The organism is Nitrososphaerota archaeon, from assembly GCA_027887005.1.
Lineage (GTDB): Archaea > Thermoproteota > Nitrososphaeria > Nitrososphaerales > Gagatemarchaeaceae > UBA183.
The window spans coordinates 30,733-49,769 of sequence record JAPCJI010000006.1; the positions used below are offsets into that span (position 1 = coordinate 30,733).

Below are 19,037 nucleotides of genomic sequence, written 5' to 3' on the forward strand. Positions count from 1 at the left end.
TGTTTTGCAGGCGCGAAAGCTATCTGCTCTTCTTCCCGCCGACCAGCCCTCTCACGGGCAATCTGTCGATCGCCTCCGCGAGCTCAACGTCCCATACGGTGACTCCCTCCTGCGAATGGGTCTGCAATGAAAGCCTTACCGTCGTGTATCTTACATGTATGTCTGGATGGTGTTCCTGTTCCTCGGCGACTGTCGCAATTTGGTCGACGAACCTTATTCCTTCCAGGAATCGACCGAACTCGAAGCTCTTCGTGATGAATCCTTTTTGGTAGTTCCAGCCATCAAGGTTGGCGATCCGTTTTTCAATTTCTTTTTTCGTCAGGAGGCGTGGCATGGGGCAATCCCGCGTCGGGTTGCTATTTAGTTTAGCCAACGAGCAATGTCTTTTGACAACGTCCATTAACGGGCCGGCACTGCATGGATATCCTAAGGGATATTGCAAGAGTCACAAAAGAAGCTCATACGTTCTTCGATCGCATCGGTTTCCCGCTTGGCCGACGCGGAAACGGACGTCTCTGAGAAGGTCGAGATGGGACAGGTCCAAGTCCACCTTGACAGAATCACAAAACCGAAATCACTTAGCAGCACAGCAAGAAAGGTCGGAATAGCGTTGATCGCTGCGCCCGACCCGATCACAGGCATCCCTGGCGTAGCACTTCTCGCTTCTTCCTATGCCCTCAAGCGAAGGGATCCAGCCAACCTCGGACATCTTGCGCAGGAGACGCGAAAGATTCTGCGCGATATCCAGTCATTCACACTTTAAGTATCCCAAAAGGCCCTCTGAAAAGGGCAGATGGATCTAAAGCCGGCCAAGGGAATCAAAGTGTTCGTAAACACGCAGCGGGAGGCGGTGTTCGGCGACGAATCAGTCTCCGTCCATAAGGTGAACCTGAACGACGGAAACAGGGCCGGATTGATGACAGGCCTCACGCTTGCGGGGTTTTGTGAGGTCGAGATGTCCAGCCTTGATGGAAAGAAGCACTGGTATCCAATCGACGACCTTGCTGGGGAAAAAGGGGAAAAGATAGTGGAAGAAGAGATTCCTCTAGAAGAAGAGGCGGCTTCAGACGAAGGTTCAGACGAAGGTGAGGAGGCCGAAGCGGAGCCTGTCTAAAGGTGCCCGAAGTCTCCGAAAGCGAACTCGTACTCGTGGTCGACGTCTCATCTTTCACACAGAAGGGCTTCATCGGTTCCACCAGCCTAGGCGGGCAGAGAATCGACGTCGAGTTTGAAGATGCTGATGAGGGAGTCACATTGACCACCGATGCCGCAAAAAGACTCCACGTCAGGAAAGGATCTCCCTTGGCGATCTACGTAGAAGGGGATCGGGTCCAGGAATTCAAGACGACAGCAGCCGGCGTCGGCAAGGTGCTCAGAATCTCCCATTCCAAAGCCTACTATGCAGTGGGCAAAGAAGGCGGAGCGATAGTCAGGATAAGGAAGGCCTAGCTCAGCATCGAGTCGCCGTCTACTTCGGGGAGGTCGTACCACTTCGCCCTCTCCCCAATCCTGGCCCGCATCTTCCAGGAAAAACTCTTGGGCTTGGAGTCCATCATCGACATCAACCTTTCTATTCGCGGGACTACTACACTTCGGTCGTCACTGCCAATAGTCTCAGCTCGATCGCGAAGTGATTCGAGGCTTTTCCAGAAAGTGGTGTAGATTCCCCAATCCTTGGAGCATAGCTCTGCGATTTCGTCGCCCATGACGTCGCCCTTCCCATCGGTCACGTCAAAGTCGTGAAACGCTGCGATGAGGTCGTTGTACTCCTTGTCCGTCTTCTCTACGACCTGCAGCTTTGTCATCACAAGCTGGGTTATGGGCAGGGTGTACGTCCCGGCGAGGATGCTCTCCTTGAAGTTGAACTTGTGGCACATGACGAACTCGTCCAGGAAGAGGTCGACCCTGCGCCTGTTTCCCATGTCGTAATAGATGAGTCTCTGTCCCATGTTGAGCTTGTTGAAGACCTCTCTTGGCTTGTAACCGAGCGTTTCCATTATTCTCACAATCTCCTTCGAATCTTCTCGCCTGCCCATCAGGTCGATATCCTTGTTCTCGCGATAGTACCTGGGCTCATTTGAGCTCGGGCAGAGCTTCTTGAACGCGAGTCCCCCCAGCAGTCTAAGTCGTACTCCCCTTGTCTCGGCCAGATCTACGATCTGCGTCGCTGCTTCTAGTCCGTTCGCTGGGACCATCATTACACTTTCCATGCCGACGAAGAAAAGTTCCTCTCTTTGGATTTAAGTTGTCTTTCGCATCGACGTGTCAATACGCAGCAAAATGCGAATTCCTCTTCCGTCGCGGCCTCATGGACCCCTCTGTGGTCTTTTGCGGACTCCGGTGAGCACCCAGCGAGGTTTCCGCCATTGTTCTTCGTATCCCGCAGCGTTTCTGATGACGACCTGGTGACCATTGTCATCGAGCATCTCGAGCGCAGGAACTGATTTCCGCAACCTAGCATATTCCCCGTCTGTCATCTCCACCTCCGTCCTCCTCCTTCCTATGCTCGCGTGCCAGTCGGCGCTGGAGCCGTCAAGTGAGAAGAACATCTCAGCAGACCCGGCCTCAAGGAAGACCCTTGCATACCTTAGCTTTCGTGGGAACTTGTGTTCTAGCAGGAACTTCAAGCCAAGAGATTCGTCCTCAAGGAACCTAATTAGCGTTCCCTTCAAATCACTTTCAGGAATCCGACCTCCCCTTTTTCCGCTGGGAGCTTCAACGTTTAAAGTCGGAACTTCGGCAGTGCGCCCCATTGTCCGATTCTGAAGCCACCGCCGAATCTCGCACCATTTCGGAGGTCCAGGCGTCGACCAGGTTTATCCTCAACTCCTTCAAGGCAAAAATGGCGGGCCTCAGGGACTGCGGCCCGGACCTGCTGGGTCTCCTCCGCTTCGGGGTTGACCTCCCCTCTGCCAACTCTACGGCCAAGGAATTTTTCGGTTCCCAGACCGTTGGGTACTTGGCCATCGATGGGACGGTCTCGGTCGACCTTCAGCTCGACCTTATGGTATTCTATGTCGGGGCTTTCGCCTACTCCGGGACTGTCCATTTCACACCGAGTGCGGTCGAAGTGGGAGAGCCTAGGCCAGAGATGGCAAGCTTCTCGGTATCGGTCGCAATCCCCCTTTCAGAAGAAGACGCCGCTCAGGTGTTTGGACAGAAACGGGAGTCCGGTATCGAGGTGGACTCGGAGCGCCTACCTACGGCCGTAATGCATCTGGCGGAATACTACCTCGCCTACAAGGCAGTGGCTGGAAACCTCGGCACGAAGATACTCCTCCTCGACCGGAGCCTGGCGGGAGACGTATCTCACCTAGTGTGGAGCACCCGGGACCTCATCGCCGGGCACCTCTGTGCCCTCGAAGGGGTGGAGACTGCAAGTGGAAGGGTCACGGCCTTCGACCTGGAGCTGGCACGGATGCTCATCTCAAACGCTGGGCTATCTCTCCCGGCGCCTCGGAGCCAGCTACTGAAGTTCGCTGCTGTCATGCGCCTATTCGGGGGAGATGAACTCACCGCGACTGAGCTGATTCAGAAGACCGGAGCGGACCCCGGCAGACAATCAAACCTACAGGACGATCTGATGGAGCTCGACAGACGCTTCGGCATCTTCGAGCGATCGGGCGTGAGCTTCAAGCTCCGGCCAGAGGTCGCCCGTTTCTGGGAAAGGGTTCTCAACGCCACGCTTACTGTCAGCGGACACATATTCGACCCAGAAGGAGGCCACCCACTGCGCATCGACAAGTCAGGGAAACAAGTCTGGGTCACAGCCGACGACCTCGACTTCATGGTGTTGGTCTTCATCCAAGCTCTGACCCGGAAAGCATGGGCCGACGGGATCCTGCCGATCGGGTTCATCAAGGACACGAACGCCTTCGAGCTCGTCAAGGCTGCAATCCCTCTTATGATTTCGGCAGGATTGATGAAACCCACGCGCGAGATTCCCAACTTCAATAGCGACAAGATGCTCTTGCAGACGAACAGCGTGGTCAACGCGTCCGAAATCCCGACTCCCTGGCACACCGCCGATATCGACGCGGCCTTTAGAACGATGGCGCCTTATGCCGACGCCTCCCTTGCTCAGGGGGAAGCCAGAGTCAATGGAGCATATGGCAACATAATCTATCCCGAGCGCGTGTACGTCAAGACCTACATTCAGCTCTGGAGCAGTGACTCGAGCCCGGAGGTTAGAAGCCATGTGTTCACCTACGACAGGCCTGTCTATCCCGCGTTCGACCACTGGGACGAGATCCTCCTTCACAATAGGGACGGGGCGGTGGACGAGGAAATCAGACCCATACTGAACTCCAAGAGGGGCTCCCTCATGACGAACATGGTCATGGCCATGCTGACGGAGATGGCCCAGGAAGTGATACCCGAGGCTCTCGGGCACAACTACCCTCTGTTTCTCGCTGACAAGAAGGCGAAGTCCGTCTTGAACGAGACTCGCCAGGCATACTTGGGGGCCGTCGCGATAGAGATGGCGAAGTCGGACCTCGACCAGCAGGTTCTGTTCTCTAGGCGGTTCCGGGACTACCGCAGCCAGGTCGAGGGGAAGAGGAGGGTCTGACCCTGCAGGCCTTCGACGACATAGGAGGAGAATTCCAAGCCCGGCTCAGAGACATTGTCTCGACCACCCGCAACACCGTCGATGGGAGTTCGGTCACCTTCCGGACTGCTCACATCGAATGCGACTACACTCCCAACGTGATCAAACGGCTCGCCATGGGGCAGCTAGTGGCGATTCCCAACGTCCAGGCCCTCGGGTCGAAAAGCTCCTATTCTCTTTACGAGATCGCAGACGTGTACCCCATGCACTACTCCATGCTGACCCTCGACAAGTCGCAGCCCGCGGCCATCCGAAAGGAGTTCATGGACCTCATACAGAAGGAGTGGGAGAAAGGGTCGAAGAGCACTTGGATCGAGGTAGTCGCGGCCCCAATCGGATATGTCATGAAGGCCACCGAAGAAGTGACCTACGAGCGCAGGGCAATAGCCCCACTGACTGGGAGCACGGTCAAACTCCTTAGCAAGGAGTCCATCCAGCAATTGATCTGCTACAAGCCTCCGAAGGGAGACACCGAAGGATACACCCTCGGCAGCCTGCTCGGGTTCACTGAAGGGTCTATCCCGTTCTCGGTCAACCTCGAGAGCCTCATCCACTACATGGGAGGGGTCTTTGCATTCACGGGGAGCGGGAAGAGCAATCTGACTGCTACGGTGGTAAGGAAGGCCCTGAGGGTCATCCCCGACCTGAAGGTGGTCATCTTCGACGTGTCCGCGGAGTACGGTATCCACATTCTCGACGTTCTGAACGAACTCCCAAGCAGGATACTTTTCACCGACTCGTTCAAGGACAGCAAGAACCTCCCGGCCGAGTACTTCAAGCGTCACGCTACTCCGGAAGGCCTCGCTACAAGGGAGGAGGAATTCTATCCGAAGATCTCGACTCTTTTCAGGGACGGCAAGGTCGAGTTCCTCCAGAGTCGCCTGGCAGGTGAAGAGGAAGTGGCCAGGTTCGGCACCTACGAAGGTCTAGTCGAGGTCCTGTCCAACACATTGAACGATAGGTATGGCGCCGTCCAACAGAAGATCCTAGTGCCCCAGGTTGTCGAAACGATCAAACAGTTCCTAAAGGAGAACAGGCTGGAGCTCGAGGCAAGGTTCAGCGCCAAGACGCGGGAGCTGATATCGAGGATCGACCCCCTCCTGGTGGACCTGGGGACGAACAGCTCCCTGAAGAAGACCTTCGATAGCCTTGGGAAGGTAGTGGACGCCATCCCAGAGACCAAGATCGACGGAGAAGGCTACTCCTGGTCCAAGCTCGCTGACGAGATCCTCTCGACGGGCAAGGAATCTCCCAAGGTATTCGTCGTGAACCTCCCAGAGGCCGAGGACGCCAGGCTCGAGACCGCCAATGTCATCAACGAGGTCTTCAGGAAACGGAAGCACAGCTTCACACTGACGCCGCGGGTGCTATTCATCATCGACGAGGCACAAGAGTTCATACCTCAGGTGGTCAGGAAGGAGGACGGGACGGAGCAGTCAAGCAGGGCTGTGGAGCGGCTCCTCCGCCACGGCAGGAAGTACCACCTGAACTGCTGGATCAGCACCCAGAGGGTCGCACACCTGAATACCAACGCCCTCCAGCAACTCCACAGCTACTTCGTCTCAACAATGCCCCGCCCCTACGACCGCCAGCTCATCTCGGACACCTTCGCCATCGACGACGCGTTCATGGAGAGGACCCTCGCGTTCCAGAACGGCGACTGGCTGCTCACGAGCTTCAAGGCCACGGCGACCCAGAACATCCCGGTCTTCTTCCATGCGGAGAATAATGAAGAGGTACTTGACGCCTACCTCAAGAAATGACTGGAATCAGAGCGAGATTGAAATAATCACTGCTACGACGATTAGTACCCCGCCCGTGAAATCCCAGCCTGATGGGGCTTCTTTGCCCAGGGCCCGCGAGAAGACCTGGGTGAGAAGTGGATTCAGGCTTGTGATGATTACGGTCAGAGCAACACCGATCAGCGCGATCGAGTAGACGAAGAAGAGCGAACCAACGACCAGGTCGCTGATTACAATCAGTGCAACGAACCCCCATTCCTTTCCTCCGAGGTCGGAAGGCCACTTCTGGCCTTTCCGAGTCAGCAGTGTGACAACTCCAAGTGCTACGGCCGCGGCTGCGGTCCTCCCAAATGCAATAGCGAAAACGTTCGTCCCAGCCCCGGTCGCCAGCTGAATGGACTCCTGCCCTGCTGTCCATGCCACGGCGGCGCCGAGGGCGAATGCGATGCCCTTGGTCCTTGGTTGTCCACCACCCCCTCTGGAAAGCACCGCCACCCCTGCCACGACCATAATCGATGCTACAATGTTGGCCCCCGGGACAGCCTGTCCCAGGGTGAATGAAGTGAGCTGTACGAGAAGCACGTAGGAGTAGACCACGGGCGTGGCGACCGATGCTCCCGTCTCCCTGATAGACAGGAGGAAGAGGCTGTCCCCGACGGCCAGGGTCACCAGGCCGCTCAGGATGGCATACACCAGGCCCCCGCTAAATCCGAAGTAGACCGCGGGTAGGAGAAGGACCGCAGCGGACAGGGAGGTCCTGACCAGGTTCAGGCTGAGGAAACCGAGCTTCTTCATGAAGCCCCTGTAGTAGATGGGACAGAACGACCAGATGAAGGCCGGTATCAGGGCATAGATTGGATTGATCAATCGGAGGCCAGTGGAGCGCTTCGCCTGTTAATTAGACCGAGCGGCGTCTGTCCTTTTTCCCAGCGCCCTGACATCTTCTGCCAGGTTTTCGGGGACCTCTCTGCACCCACATGCCCGGGCGTGCTCGTAGTGCCACCTGACACGCTCATCCTTGCTAGGGTTCCTAGGCATGGGATTGTCTGCGTGCCACACTGCATTGACCTTGCTCCCGGGGTTCATCTAATCCCGATCATCTTGTGTTCCGTCCTCATGCAGGCGTTCATGACGTAATCCACTCCGGCCTCCTGAAGAATCTGCTTCGCCTCGTCGTTCTCAAGCCCTAGCTGCCCCCAGAAGACGAAGGGGCGTCCTGACTTCTCTTTCATTGCGGCCACTTGGCGGGAGACGTCGGGGAACTCCTCCGAAGGTCTGAACACTTCGACCACCTCCACGCTCTTCGCCAACTCCTCGGGAATACTTGCCAACTCGGGGTACACTTTTGCCCCCAGGATGACCTCGGCCGTCGGGTTGACTGGTATTACGGTGTAGCCATGTTGCATGAGGTAGGCGGGCACGCTGTTCGCCTCCTTATCCGGATTCTTTGAGGCGCCGACGACTGCCACCACTTTGTACTTCTTCAGAACATCGGCCGGCTCGACGTTGGAACTTCGCATGTGACCGTACTTCTGCCGCTGACTAATATCGATTGCCGGCGAAGGGCAAGGCTCTATAACCCGAGGCGCAGGGTCGCTGTCGTCGGTTACCTTGATGGGTTCCATCCTGTCCAACGTCCCGGCGGGCACCGCCAACTTCCTTTCCTACTCGATGCTTGCCGTGGTCGCGCTCTTCCTTCTTTCAGGACCTTTCATAGTGTATTACTATTACAGGAAAATAAAAAAGACGAAAGCGGTTTCGCCTACTGGCTCTGCTTGACGGTCTTCTGAGACCTGGTTCGACGCCTGAGGGGGATCACAACCACAGCGGCCACTGCCGCAAGCGGCAGTACAACCACCGCGACCTCGACTATCCCTTCCAGGACGTTGACGAAGAGGTTGGCAATAGTGGTCGGGAAGCCGACCGCTCCGAATTGGTTGGGGGCTGCCACAATGTGGACCTTGGTCGATGTCATGGTGACGGTGCCGTTCTGGTCGGTTGCGGTGACAGTGACCCTAAAGTCGCCAGACCCGTCGAACGTATGGATTAGGATCTGTCCCTGATAGGAGGTCCCATCTCCGAAGTTGTAGTTGACAATGTAGGGTTGTGCTCCTCCCTTGACGATGGCGTTGAAGGTGACGCTCAACGGGGCTGTCCCGTTGGTCGGCGTCGCGCTCAACGTCATGGACAGCGGAGTCTTCTGTGCGCTCCTTGAAAACGTAACATCGATTGTGGAGAAGTCAATCAGAGTCTTGGTCTGTAGGATTTGGCTCTGAATGTAATTGATCTGCTGGTTCACTCCCTGAAGCTGCGTTTCAATCTGCAGGGTCGAGTTGACTGTGGTCGACTGGTTGAGGAGCCTCAGAAGTGCGGCCTGCTCGGTGCGCAAAGAAGCGAGCGACGCATTGAGGTCGGTGTATTGGACCCTTACGTCGTTGGAGTTCGAGACGAGGCTTGTGACGTTTCCGATTCCCTCGACCTGAGTGAGGACCGCCTGGTACTCGGAGGCCGGGACCCGGATCACCACGTAGGCTGCGTCCTTGAAGGTGGACTGGTAGGCCACGTATCCTCCGACCGAATAGGCCATCCCGACCACTCGCGCTGCGGCCTGCTGTGGGGTCGCAGACTCTACGGTGACGTCGCTGGAGAACTCGATTAGCGCGCCGGTCCCTAGAGTCGAGTTGACTTGCGTCGGGTTTGAACCCTGACTCGAGCTCGACCCACTGACGGATGGGGGCAATGTGGCGGTCGTGGTCGACATTTCCGTAACGGTCTGGATGACCTGGGTGCCGCCTACGGGTGAGGGCCCGTTGGAGTAGGACGATCCTCCATAGACAGAGGCCAGATCGTTCAGCGAGCCATTTGCGCCCAGGGGCAGGGTGCTGGGTGCGGACCCCGCCGGGCTGAAGGTGCCAAAAGTGCCTGAAGTGTTGGAGAGCAGAGCCAGCCCGAAACCGCTGATCACTATGAATGCGCCGAAGAGGGCGATCACAGTCCTGGCAGAGGTGCTTCCGAGCCGGTTCATCGGCTTGGGGTATCACAGGCACCGAATTAGTCCCATTGCGGAGAACGAACTGTTCTCGGCGCGCGAACAAAGCCCTTATCATGGCAGCCCGTGCATGAGACACGTTGTCTGAGGCTCAGCGCGACAGGGTCGACTACGAGCTCAGAGGAAAGACCCTCCAGGTCTATCTCTACCTTCTCAGGTACGGCAAGGCGGCCGGGGTGCGCGAGATTCAGAAGGAGCTTGGCTTCTCTAGCCCCAGCGTCGCGTTTCATCACCTCGACAAGCTTCTCAGCCTGGGCGTGGTCGAAAAGGACCAGTACGAGCGCTACGTGCTCGCACACAAGGTCGACTCGGGTATCCTCCATTCATTCGTGAGCATCGCAGGCCTTACTCTTCCTCGGCTTGGCTTCTACGCGGCCTTCTTCACAACGATAACCGCTTCCTATCTGTACTTCGACCGGGGGTTCCTGGACCTCTACGCGGTGATAGGGACGGTCGGCGGGGCCGCGGTCTTCTGGTACGAAGCGTGGCGGGTCTGGAGACGGAAACCGTTCTGAGGACTAGAACTAACTACGGGGGGAAACGTGTCTCATGACCATGGCTGGAAAACGGTTCGGCTTGGGGCTGCTTGTGGGGGTCGTTCTCGCGCTCGCGGTTGTCGCATCAGCAGGACTTTCCTACGGAACCTTCGGAAGTTTCTCCGCCAGCAACGCCCAGCTAACAGAGAAGGGCCAGACGACAACTACTGTTACATCGTCGTCGACGACCACTACGATGGGCACTTCCAGCGGCAGCTCTCCTCCGCCGGTGACTATCGGGACCAACTCGACGACAGCCGGCGCCCAATATGGGCCGCAATCGAACGTGCAGAATGCGGCTCCGCTTGACGCTCTCTACTCATCCCTCTCCAACGGGAGCACAGCTGGGGTCGAGGCGTCGCAGCGTAACGTTCTGACCTCGGGCCCGGCGAGTGTACCCTTGCTCGCTTTCATCCCTGTCGTTCTGGCCCTTGTGTTGGGTCTGGTTCTATACCGGAGTTCGACCAGTAAGCTCGCGAGGGACTGACCTAATGAGCTCCAGCCCGAGCATGTGATCCTCTACTGACCCAGAGACCAATTGTGGTGTGATGGACTACTGCGGGACCAGGATTTCCCTGCTGTTCGGTTCCTTCCCTGCCCAGCGCTCCGACCAGGTTGCAAGGTCGCACAGTATCTTGTAGACCTCGTGCCCCTTTACGGTGAGCGAATACTCCACGCGGGGAGGCGTGGTCTCGGTGATGACCTTCCTTTGAATCACTCCGAACTTCTCAAGTTGGGTGAGCCTTTCGGCTAGCGAGGTGGCGCTGATTCCGTTGATCCTCCTTTTCAGCTCGTTGAACCGAGCCGGTTCCTTCTGGCCGAGAGCATGAATGGTGGGTAGCGTCCAGGTCCGCGTAATCTCATTCCACGTAGCGTGCACAACCTTGCACGAACTGTTGATTTCCATGTCTGCTTCAATTGACTTACTCAAGTCTACCCAACCTACTAAGTAGCGTCTTACTACTAGTCATATAAACCTGTCCGACCGAGGCATCAGAAGAATTGATTTCGGAGTCCAAGAAGAAGGACGCAGCCCCAACCTTCTCTGAAAGCGAGGCCGAGTTCCTCGCAGAGAACTTCCTGGGAAGGGTCGCCACTGTCTCGCTGTCTGGCCAACCGCACGTCGTCCCCGTTGGATACAGCTTCGACGGCAGTGGGATAACGTTTGGAGGACGCAACCTCACGAAAAGTCTAAAGTTCAGGAACCTCGCAGGGAACAACAAGGTTGCTTTCGTGGTAGACGTGGTTGCTTCTGCCAATCCTTGGAAAGTCAAAGGTGTCGAGATTCGCGGTCGGGCCGAGGCCGTCCAGTCAGAAGAGGGCCTCACTTTTGTCAGGGTGGTCCCCGAAAAGGTCAGGAGCTGGGGACTAAGGTGACGAGCATACCATCCGAATTCGAGAATCGGGTCACGGAGGCCGTCGAGAAAGTGAGCGAGAGCATAGTCAGTGTGAGCAGCACGCGCCTAGAGAGGCGCTTCTACGGGGTAGTCCCCCTAGAGGGCCAGGGGTCGGGGATAGTGCTCGACAAGAAGGGCTTGATCGTTACGAATAACCATGTAATCGACGGGGCGAGCCAGGTTCACGTGGGTTTCAAGGACGGGAGGACGCTAGTTGGCGAAGTCGTTGGCTCGGACGAGGCGACCGACGTGGCCGTCATCAGACTGGACTCCAGTGACCTTCCAGCTGCCGACCTGGGAGACTCAGAAGCATTGAAGGTGGGGCAGTTCGTCCTAGCGATAGGGAACGCCCTCGCGCTTCCAGGCGGGCCGACCGTCTCGACCGGGGTCGTGAGCGCCAAAGGGAGGCCTCTCCCTGGGTCGGACTTCATCTTCGAGGGCCTACTGCAGACGGACGCAGCTGTGAATCCAGGGAACAGCGGAGGCCCCCTCGCAGACCTCGATGGCAGGGTCATCGGGATTACGACGATGATGATACCCTACGCCCAAGGCATGGGGTTCGCCATACCAATCAACACAGTCAAGAGGATAGCACAGGAGATACTGGAGAAGGGCCGGGTCAGGAGGCCCTGGATAGGAATCTCAGGAGTCGACCTCACGCCACCTCTCGCCCGGAGATACGGGGTCCAGGCGGCGTCCGGTTTCCTAGTGGCTGACGTCACACCGGGGAGTCCCGCGAGCGTAGGGGGCCTCCGGTCAGGGGACGTCATCATCAGTGCCGACGGGGCCGAGGTCAGGCATACCAAGGACCTCCTCTTCGCGCTCTCCAAGATTCCCCCGGGCGGCTTCGTCGGACTCGACATCAACCGTATGGGCTCCACGGGGAGGCTCAGTCTCAAGCCGTCTGAATCCCCCGAGCTCAGGCGATACGGCAGCGGTCAACAGGGATACCGGTAGAAAGCTCGTATCTGTCCGTGAATCGCAATCAGATCGCAGTTCACTTAACGAGAAGATCGGCGAACTGAACTGATAGATGGATCAACACTACGTGCTAGCGGGATGGGGACCTTCTCGCCAGCCTCTCCTCATCCACCTGCGGCCAAACAGGAGAGCCAGGCCTCCCAGGATCAGAATTATTCCGACCGCGACCGCGATGAACTCCAGAAGCACTACGATAACCGCAACCAGGAAGCTCGCAAGCAGAATCAGGACGGCAAAGCCCAGAATCAACATGAGCACCCCCACGATGCTCCACTTGTTCATGGTCCCGCTCTTCGAAGGACGATATTAAGCCTTGAAGACTTCCTCGGCCTCGTTCTTCTTCATCCGGGCTTTCACCAGCTTCATTACCAGTGCAACGGGGACTTTTCTGTTCAGCGGAAAGCGGACAGCTGACTTGGTAGTCACGTAACCCGCCAGCTCATTCTTGTGTTCCTCAATGACAGGAGGACGAACATAGAGTCCAATGTGCGCTTGGTGAAGACCGAACCAAGCCAGCCGCCCCTTGTAGGCGTAGTATGGCATCCTGTAACTGATGCTTTCGTGGGCGGTTGGTGCCGTTTCTCTGATTGCTGCTCGAACCTCTCTCAGTTTGGCCTGCGCTTCTTCGGGGGCTGCCGATATGTATTCGTCCACATTCCTCGCTGCCTTATTCATGGCTGGATTGCGGGCCTGAGATTCCTTTAACCCTTCTTGCACAGCAAGACGCGTAGCGAGAAAATGCAAGAGGCCCAGAATCCGTAGGTCTATTATACAGCTTTTATGCCAATTGCACTGGAATCACTATCGTATGTTATCGATTAAGGATTGTGGGCTGATGCTTGAGCCCCAGCTCGGCATGAGTATGGATCAACTCGTGCAAACCGCGATGCTGGCAGAGAACCTGGGCTTCGGCTACCTCTTCAGGTCAGACCATCTCCTCCCCACTGACGACAGGCGAGGAATAGATTCGCCCGAGTGCTGGACGAGCCTGGGCGCCATCGCCGCTTCGACTTCCTCAATAAGATTCGGACCCATGGTGACACCAGTCGGCTTCAGGAACCCGGCGCTGCTGGCCAAGATGGCGTCCACCTTACACTCGTATTCCCGCGGAAGGCTTCAGCTTTCAGTGGGTGCGGGCTGGTATGAGGCAGAGTTCCGAGCCCACGGATACCCGTTCCCGGCGTATTCCGAACGACTCGCTCAGTTCCGGGAGGCACTGACTATCGTCGTCGCCCTTGTCCGCCAGGGTAGGGCCGACTTCGACGGGAAGTATTTCTCAGCGCACACCGACTGTCTGCCCAGGCCAGCGGGGGATTTGCACCTGATAATTGGTGGCAAGTCAAAGCCTGTAGTGAGGCTCGCCGCCCGGCAGGCCGACGAATGGAACCTCTTAGGCTCCAGCAATGAGTCGTACCTGGGCCTGAGGAAGGTCTTCGACGAAGCATCCGATTCAAGGCGCGTCCAGATCTCGGAGATGGGGCCTTTCATGATCGGAAAGAACCATGCGGAGCTCGAGGAGAGCGCGGGGCTTCAGGTATCGAAGTTCGGGTCGGGCATCTCCGCCCAGGACCTCCTGAAGCGTTTGAGGGCCAGAAATGCTCCCTGCGGTACGCCTGAGGAGTTCGTCGAGCACCTCCGCGCAAAGATCGACTCGGGGTTCCAAAAGTTCTACTTCCAGACGCTGGTCCCGGAGAACACTTCGATGATCGAGCTACTCGCGGATACGCTCAAGCGAGGCATCTAGTCCGACCTTGAGCACCTTCAACGACAGCTATCGGGGCACACCTCCCTGGGACATCGGGAGGCCTCAGGCGGAGTTCGTCCAAGCTGCAGAAAGGGGCGAAGTTCGGGGCGAGGTCATCGATGTCGGGTGCGGGACGGGAGAGCATTCTCTGTTCTTGGCAGCGAGGGGGAATCCGACACTCGGTGTTGATTCGGCTCCGCTCGCGATTGAAAAGGCCAAGTCGAAGGCAACCCAGAGGCATTCTTCGGCCGAGTTCCTCGTGTGGGACGCTCTCTCCCTCGGATCTTTGGGGAGGCGCTTCGATTGCGCCATCGATTCAGGGCTCTTCCACGTCTTCCCCGACGTGCAGAGGGCGGCATACGTTAGGAGTCTCTCCGAGGTGCTCAGGCCCGGAGGGAGGTATCTGATGCTCTGCTTCAGCGACCGCGAACCTGCGGACTGGGGAGGGCCACGAAGGGTCTCCAGGGAAGAGATACGGGAAAGCTTCGCAAAGGGGTGGCGCGTCGATTACATCAAACCCGCGTCGTTCGAATCTTCTTTTCATGACCATGGGGGAAAAGCGTGGCTATCGAGCCTCACCAGGGTCGAAGAAAGGCCATAGTCCCGTTAATATCAACCCACGCTGGAGCATGAGCCGTCGTTGAAGATTGGAATCATAGGATCGCCCGTAGACCTGGGACAAGAGCGCAGAGGGGTCGACATGGGGCCCACTGGAATCAGGATCGCACGCCTTCGGGAGCGGCTCGAGGCATTGGGTCACACCGTCGTTGACTTCGGCAACATCCAAACCACTGACATGTCGATGGCCAAGCTCGGAGACGAGCGGGCCCGCTACCTGGAAGACGTGGTCAGGGAGTGCGAGCTTGTTGGCGACAAGGTCGCGTCCTGCGTTCGAGAGAAGTATTTCCCTTTGGTCCTGGGAGGCGACCAGAGCACTTCGATCGGGACCGCTGCTGGGCTAGCCCAGTCTATCACTCGGAGAGGCATTATTTGGCTCGACGCCCACGGCGACTTCAACACCCCCAAGACGACGCCCAGCGGCAACGTCCATGGTATGGCTCTGGCATCCATACTTGGTTACGGCCACCCAAAGTTGGCACGACTGGGTGGGATCTCACCCAAGGCTCTCGAAGGGAACACGGTCTTGGTTGGCGGGCGCAGCTTCGACCCCCTAGAGGCAAAGGCGATTGCGCGCTCAAAGATGACCGTCTTCACAATTAGGGAGATAGACGAGCTGGGCATGAAGAAGGTCATGGAGGAGGCGGTGAAGGTCGCGTGCAGGGGCGTCGAAGGGGTGCACCTTAGCTTCGACGTGGACGTGCTCGACCCCAGAGAGGCCCCAGGAACGGGCACCCCCGTCACCGGCGGGCTGACCTACAGAGAGGCGCACCTAGCCATGGAGATGCTCCACGACTCTGGAAAGGTCTCTTCGGCTGAGTTCGTCGAGGTCAATCCGATCCTCGACACGGCGAACCACACCGCCGACCTGGCGGTCGAGCTGATTCTATCGCTGTTCGGGAAGAGGATCAAGGGGTAGGTCGGCCTTGACCCTCGAATTCTGGGAGGACGCAGTGCGGTTGATCGAGGGGAAGAACTTTGCAAACCTCGGAACTCTGATGCGCGATGGGTCACCCCAGGTCACCCCGGTCTGGGTGGATCATGACGAAGGTCTCATTCTGGTGAACACGGCAGAGAGGCGCATCAAGCTGAAGAACGTGACCCGGGACCCGCGAGTCGCCGTCAGCATCTTCGATCAAGAAAATCCCTACAACAAGGTCCTCATCCGTGGCACGGTCGTCGAGATAACGAAGATCGGGGCCGAAGACCACATCGACAAGATGGCCATGAAGTACAGGGGGCTCGCGAAGTATCCGTGGAGGCAGCCCGGAATCTCCAGGGTTCTGCTCAAGATCAGACCGACGCGGATTTCGAAGTGAATGGAGAGCACGCCTGAGCTGCCAAATTCCGCCAGCCTACACCCCAGTGGCGTCCTTTCCTTTCTCGGTTAGACCACCACTGCCTCCTATGTATCCTTCAATCTGGAGTTTGGCCAAGGTCCGTCCGAGAGTCGCCGGAGGTACCTTCGTTAACTTGGCTAGGTCTTCAATGTTCCTGGCGCGGGGGATCGCACGCAATACGAGCAGCTCGAGCGCTGAGAGTCCTTCATGCACGTCCATCTGCTTAGAGTAAGGGAGGCCGCTGATTTGAACTGTGGCGTTCTTCATATTTGGGAGTTTGTTCCCGATTTTTGCTCGGAGTCAGGTCCAATCTTGTGAACCTACGATTCAAGCTCCTGATTGTCTACGAGACTTTCGTCCTCGTCACGATCGGTGTAGTTTCGGTCAGAAGGGTTTATGTTGTTCAAAGCTGACAACATCAAGGTGTTGTTGAATCTGGACAACACGTCCATGTCCCCGACGCGGGTTAGGAAGTTAGAGGGTTGGTAAGGGCCGAAAGAAACCGCGCGAAGGTTGATACGCTCGAAGCCTTCCTCCTAACCCGAGGGTGGGCAACGGCCTATGGTATCTACCATAGCCGTGCTAGGGAGATCTTCTTTCAGGGCGCAACTATGGAGAACATCTCTGTGCGCCTTGCTAGGTACCACCTCCAGGGACTTCTAGCGCGACAGAGGGTTGGGAAGTGGTTCAAGTACGGTCTTACAGTAAAGGGATGGGAAAGATTGGTCCACCTCTGGAACAAGTTCGGGTGCTTCCAAGAGCTGCCTTTGATGAATGAGAATCAAAGAGCCATCGTGGCGACACGGCTTCTAGTATGGGAGATCTTTACAACCAGCTTGGCGAGAAGACCCCACACGAAGTCTTCAGTCTTCCATGACCTATTCCCGCAAATGCCACTAAAGCTACCACGTGGTGTGACTTTCCTTGAAGCACTCGTGAAAAATATCCCGCTTCCGCCGACGCCAAAGCCTCCAGGTTATCACAGCTTGGGGCGGCTCTTGTCTCTTCTGGCCAGGTCCAAGGGGATAGTTCTCCCTTAGGCGAGGAAGTTCTTTGAAGGCTAGAATCCCCGATACTCGAAGGTTCGCCAGCTTCCTGCTTGGCAGGGGTCAGAGGCTGGAATTCGCTCTGAGGCCCGTTGCAGGGGAACAATTACTTGAGACGCAGGCTGTGAAAGACCAAATCCTGACGAAATCCCATCGAGAACTAAGAATGAACAAATCTACTCCTCCTCGCGTCTCAAGAGGTCCTCCCAGGATGTCACAGCTGGACACTTGAGCTCATCCATATAGAAGTTCCCGACACTTCAACCAAAGCCAAGGGCCCTACCAATGATTGATTCAGAATTTCAGAACAGGTTAGAATGTTTTACAATAGCCCCTGCGGGGGGCTCGTGTGTGTGCTGCGCAAAGGGTGCGCGGGCTTGCGCTAAGCTGTGCTACGTTGTGCCAGAGTCAGCGAGCGAATGGGCTGGCTCGCTCGGCTCCGCCTCGCTCGCTGCGGAGGAGGGCGGGAGAGAGGGGTGAAGGGGCAGCTCAGCCCTAGTGACGGGTGACTCGTCTGAACCAAAGGGCGAAGATCAGAGCGAAGGCGACAAGTGAGGGAAGGAAAAAGGACGCTGCCCATCCATACGTGAATGAAAGCCCAAGGACAAAGCCGGAGAAAGCAAGCGGCGGCCAGAATGTCCTGAAGGCGCCGCGCCGGTGTGACATCTCAAAGAGCCATGCTCGGTTGTCGTATTTAACACCGAGATGGTGGAGAAGTGCTCAACAGATGACGTTCTCAGCAGCATTGGATCCGTAAACGTGAATGGTGCCAGCGTCACAATGGTTGGGAGGGCCATTGTAGGGAGTGGAGACGACTGTGACATGATAAAGGGCGTTGTTAGGTAGGTCTACCGCGTACTGGGCTGTGCTGCCCTGAATATTCATGGCGTAGGCTGAGTAGTTCTTTCCCGAACCCGAAGTGAAATCAATCCGTGTCGGAGTGGGTTCATATCCTGTCGTAGCCGTGAAACTACCGCTGATTCTCACATTTCCCTGAAAAATAGAAGCCCCGTTCTTGAGATATATCACCACCCCTAAGACCGACACCATCACTAAAAACACCGCGACAACAATCAAAATCGCAGTCGAGCTCTTCAACGCACTCAAGTGAAATCTAGGGTTTGCTTCTGATAAGGATTCTCTTGAGTGTCAGAGGGCTGATCGCCGCTAAGCAGGCAGGTCGGAGCGCGGCTCTCACAGGAATCAAGGTCGTCGGGCCGAATAAGTGGACAACCCTAATACAGAATGCGAGCCATAGGGAAGCGACCCACTGAGTTGGCCGACCCTAACACAGACTATCGAACGATTTCTCGACTGGCATATGACAATGGAGTCGACCTCTACGAAGAAGCAAAACTGTTACATCAGAAAGAGTCTCCGAGGGCGTTCACTCTGGCCGTTGCCTCAATAGAAGAGTTGGAGAAGTCGCAACTCTGCGACCTCGTCGCAAAAGGAATGGTCAAGCCAGAAGAACTTGTCTTTGAGGACAAGAATGGAAAACATCCACTCTTGACACATCACAAAGGGAAACAAATCCTCTTCACGCTATTCCTTCTTACTCAAGCAGCGAACAAGGAGGGGAGAGCGAAAGTTGCCGAAGTCTACGACACGCTGATGCGGACTGGCAATACTGACACAGTCAATGTCAAAGGGAAGAAGCAGATTGTCGAACAAATTGTCTCAATGGAATCAAGGAGACAAGACTCCGTATACGTCGGCACAAAAGGCGTTGGGAAACAGGTAAAATCGCCAAAGAAGGCAATTTCGCGGAAAATGGCCGAGTATTTACTTCAGAGAATCAGTGAGTATCTGCCGAAGTTGAAAACAAACCTAATGATGAGCGACCAACAATATCAAGCGGAGAACGAGAAACGAATGAAGGAATACGCGAAGCATGTCCAGCCAGTTAACACTCCTAAGAAATCGGAGGAACAAGCCTAATGGCCCGCCAAGTTAACAGAACCCCGCCTAGCAA

The 19,037-nt window shown here is 56.6% G+C and carries 27 protein-coding genes; 16 read left to right on the forward strand and 11 right to left on the reverse strand.

The window, feature by feature from the left end; translation table 11 throughout:
* Window positions 1-19: 19 nt before the first annotated feature.
* Window positions 20-334, reverse strand: coding sequence for a 4a-hydroxytetrahydrobiopterin dehydratase (locus OK438_05655; GenBank protein ID MDA4124917.1), 315 nt, complete (start codon window positions 332-334; stop codon window positions 20-22).
* A gap of 156 nt (window positions 335-490) precedes the next feature.
* Here OK438_05655 and OK438_05660 point away from each other — a divergent pair, with 156 nt between their 5' ends.
* Genes OK438_05660 through OK438_05670 form a run of 3 tightly spaced genes read left to right on the forward strand, consistent with a single transcriptional unit; the run spans window position 491 to window position 1,449 of the window.
* Window positions 491-763, forward strand: a complete 273-nt coding sequence (locus tag OK438_05660) for a hypothetical protein (GenBank protein MDA4124918.1) — start codon at window positions 491-493, stop codon at window positions 761-763.
* A 30-nt stretch (window positions 764-793) separates the two neighbouring features.
* Window positions 794-1,114, forward strand: coding sequence for a hypothetical protein (locus tag OK438_05665; GenBank protein ID MDA4124919.1), 321 nt, complete (start codon window positions 794-796; stop codon window positions 1,112-1,114).
* Window positions 1,115-1,116: 2 nt separating this feature from the next.
* Window positions 1,117-1,449, forward strand: a complete 333-nt coding sequence (locus OK438_05670; GenBank protein MDA4124920.1) for a hypothetical protein — start codon at window positions 1,117-1,119, stop codon at window positions 1,447-1,449.
* Here the strand turns inward: OK438_05670 and OK438_05675 are convergent.
* On the reverse strand, window positions 1,446-2,210 hold the full coding sequence (locus tag OK438_05675) for a nucleotidyltransferase family protein (GenBank protein ID MDA4124921.1): 765 nt from the start codon (window positions 2,208-2,210) through the stop codon (window positions 1,446-1,448). The genes OK438_05670 and OK438_05675 overlap by 4 nt on opposite strands.
* A 96-nt stretch (window positions 2,211-2,306) precedes the next feature.
* Window positions 2,307-2,753 (reverse strand): hypothetical protein, encoded by a 447-nt coding sequence (locus OK438_05680; protein MDA4124922.1) that lies wholly within the window; start codon window positions 2,751-2,753, stop codon window positions 2,307-2,309.
* On the opposite strand from OK438_05680, the gene OK438_05685 reads away from it, so the two are divergent.
* Both OK438_05685 and OK438_05690 read left to right on the forward strand, forming a co-directional pair.
* Window positions 2,753-4,570, forward strand: coding sequence for a hypothetical protein (locus OK438_05685; GenBank protein ID MDA4124923.1), 1,818 nt, complete (start codon window positions 2,753-2,755; stop codon window positions 4,568-4,570). The genes OK438_05680 and OK438_05685 overlap by 1 nt on opposite strands.
* 155 nt (window positions 4,571-4,725) lie before the next feature.
* On the forward strand, window positions 4,726-6,372 hold the full coding sequence (locus OK438_05690) for a DUF87 domain-containing protein (GenBank protein ID MDA4124924.1): 1,647 nt from the start codon (window positions 4,726-4,728) through the stop codon (window positions 6,370-6,372).
* Window positions 6,373-6,378: 6 nt separating this feature from the next.
* Here the strand turns inward: OK438_05690 and OK438_05695 are convergent, their stop codons facing one another.
* Both OK438_05695 and OK438_05700 read right to left on the reverse strand, forming a co-directional pair.
* Window positions 6,379-7,218 carry a DMT family transporter gene (locus tag OK438_05695; protein MDA4124925.1) on the reverse strand — a complete coding sequence of 280 codons (840 nt, stop codon included), beginning with the start codon at window positions 7,216-7,218 and terminating at the stop codon, window positions 6,379-6,381.
* A 215-nt stretch (window positions 7,219-7,433) separates the two neighbouring features.
* Window positions 7,434-7,871: a CoA-binding protein gene (locus OK438_05700; protein ID MDA4124926.1), complete on the reverse strand. Its 438-nt coding sequence runs from the start codon at window positions 7,869-7,871 to the stop codon at window positions 7,434-7,436.
* Window positions 7,872-7,962: 91 nt separating this feature from the next.
* Here OK438_05700 and OK438_05705 point away from each other — a divergent pair, with 91 nt between their 5' ends.
* Entirely contained in the window at window positions 7,963-8,130 is a 168-nt protein-coding gene (locus OK438_05705) for a hypothetical protein (protein MDA4124927.1), read from the forward strand.
* Here OK438_05705 and OK438_05710 read toward each other — a convergent pair.
* Window positions 8,114-9,376: a DUF4349 domain-containing protein gene (locus OK438_05710; protein MDA4124928.1), complete on the reverse strand. Its 1,263-nt coding sequence runs from the start codon at window positions 9,374-9,376 to the stop codon at window positions 8,114-8,116. The two genes, OK438_05705 and OK438_05710, sit on opposite strands and share 17 nt — an antisense overlap.
* A 104-nt stretch (window positions 9,377-9,480) precedes the next feature.
* Here OK438_05710 and OK438_05715 point away from each other — a divergent pair, with 104 nt between their 5' ends.
* Both OK438_05715 and OK438_05720 read left to right on the forward strand, forming a co-directional pair.
* Window positions 9,481-9,915 (forward strand): hypothetical protein, encoded by a 435-nt coding sequence (locus tag OK438_05715; protein MDA4124929.1) that lies wholly within the window; start codon window positions 9,481-9,483, stop codon window positions 9,913-9,915.
* A gap of 40 nt (window positions 9,916-9,955) precedes the next feature.
* Window positions 9,956-10,423 (forward strand): hypothetical protein, encoded by a 468-nt coding sequence (locus OK438_05720; protein ID MDA4124930.1) that lies wholly within the window; start codon window positions 9,956-9,958, stop codon window positions 10,421-10,423.
* Window positions 10,424-10,489: 66 nt separating this feature from the next.
* Here OK438_05720 and OK438_05725 read toward each other — a convergent pair whose 3' ends face one another.
* Complete coding sequence (locus tag OK438_05725; protein MDA4124931.1) at window positions 10,490-10,867, reverse strand: helix-turn-helix transcriptional regulator; 378 nt, start codon at window positions 10,865-10,867, stop codon at window positions 10,490-10,492.
* 71 nt (window positions 10,868-10,938) lie between these two features.
* On the opposite strand from OK438_05725, the gene OK438_05730 reads away from it, so the two are divergent.
* Together OK438_05730 and OK438_05735 are read left to right on the forward strand one after the other, a co-directional pair.
* Window positions 10,939-11,313 carry a PPOX class F420-dependent oxidoreductase gene (locus OK438_05730; GenBank protein ID MDA4124932.1) on the forward strand — a complete coding sequence of 125 codons (375 nt, stop codon included), beginning with the start codon at window positions 10,939-10,941 and terminating at the stop codon, window positions 11,311-11,313.
* Window positions 11,310-12,290, forward strand: a complete 981-nt coding sequence (locus OK438_05735) for a trypsin-like peptidase domain-containing protein (protein ID MDA4124933.1) — start codon at window positions 11,310-11,312, stop codon at window positions 12,288-12,290. Before OK438_05730 ends, OK438_05735 begins: the two co-directional genes overlap by 4 nt.
* 87 nt (window positions 12,291-12,377) lie before the next feature.
* Here the strand turns inward: OK438_05735 and OK438_05740 are convergent, their stop codons facing one another.
* Both OK438_05740 and OK438_05745 read right to left on the reverse strand, forming a co-directional pair.
* Window positions 12,378-12,596 carry a hypothetical protein gene (locus OK438_05740; protein MDA4124934.1) on the reverse strand — a complete coding sequence of 73 codons (219 nt, stop codon included), beginning with the start codon at window positions 12,594-12,596 and terminating at the stop codon, window positions 12,378-12,380.
* A gap of 24 nt (window positions 12,597-12,620) precedes the next feature.
* A complete protein-coding gene (locus tag OK438_05745) occupies window positions 12,621-12,989 on the reverse strand; it encodes a DUF1801 domain-containing protein (GenBank protein MDA4124935.1) in 369 nt (122 codons plus the stop codon).
* Between the two features lie 160 nt (window positions 12,990-13,149).
* On the opposite strand from OK438_05745, the gene OK438_05750 reads away from it, so the two are divergent.
* From OK438_05750 to OK438_05765, 4 genes are read left to right on the forward strand one after another with little or no spacing between them, the layout of a single operon-like run.
* On the forward strand, window positions 13,150-14,058 hold the full coding sequence (locus OK438_05750) for an LLM class flavin-dependent oxidoreductase (protein MDA4124936.1): 909 nt from the start codon (window positions 13,150-13,152) through the stop codon (window positions 14,056-14,058).
* A gap of 7 nt (window positions 14,059-14,065) precedes the next feature.
* Window positions 14,066-14,659 carry a class I SAM-dependent methyltransferase gene (locus OK438_05755; GenBank protein ID MDA4124937.1) on the forward strand — a complete coding sequence of 198 codons (594 nt, stop codon included), beginning with the start codon at window positions 14,066-14,068 and terminating at the stop codon, window positions 14,657-14,659.
* 39 nt (window positions 14,660-14,698) lie between these two features.
* Window positions 14,699-15,595 (forward strand): arginase, encoded by an 897-nt coding sequence (gene rocF / locus OK438_05760; GenBank protein MDA4124938.1) that lies wholly within the window; start codon window positions 14,699-14,701, stop codon window positions 15,593-15,595.
* A 7-nt stretch (window positions 15,596-15,602) separates the two neighbouring features.
* The gene (locus OK438_05765) at window positions 15,603-15,995 is read left to right on the forward strand and encodes a PPOX class F420-dependent oxidoreductase (GenBank protein ID MDA4124939.1); all 393 of its coding nucleotides are present in this window, start codon (window positions 15,603-15,605) and stop codon (window positions 15,993-15,995) included.
* A 36-nt stretch (window positions 15,996-16,031) separates the two neighbouring features.
* On the opposite strand, the gene OK438_05770 is transcribed toward OK438_05765, so the two are convergent.
* A complete protein-coding gene (locus OK438_05770; GenBank protein ID MDA4124940.1) occupies window positions 16,032-16,235 on the reverse strand; it encodes a MarR family transcriptional regulator in 204 nt (67 codons plus the stop codon).
* A gap of 263 nt (window positions 16,236-16,498) precedes the next feature.
* Between OK438_05770 and OK438_05775 the strand changes: the two genes are divergently transcribed.
* Window positions 16,499-17,056 carry a hypothetical protein gene (locus OK438_05775; protein MDA4124941.1) on the forward strand — a complete coding sequence of 186 codons (558 nt, stop codon included), beginning with the start codon at window positions 16,499-16,501 and terminating at the stop codon, window positions 17,054-17,056.
* A 726-nt stretch (window positions 17,057-17,782) separates the two neighbouring features.
* Here the strand turns inward: OK438_05775 and OK438_05780 are convergent.
* Window positions 17,783-18,160 (reverse strand): hypothetical protein, encoded by a 378-nt coding sequence (locus tag OK438_05780; protein ID MDA4124942.1) that lies wholly within the window; start codon window positions 18,158-18,160, stop codon window positions 17,783-17,785.
* Between the two features lie 177 nt (window positions 18,161-18,337).
* On the opposite strand from OK438_05780, the gene OK438_05785 reads away from it, so the two are divergent.
* Entirely contained in the window at window positions 18,338-19,003 is a 666-nt protein-coding gene (locus tag OK438_05785) for an AbiV family abortive infection protein (GenBank protein MDA4124943.1), read from the forward strand.
* Window positions 19,004-19,037 lie beyond the last annotated feature (34 nt).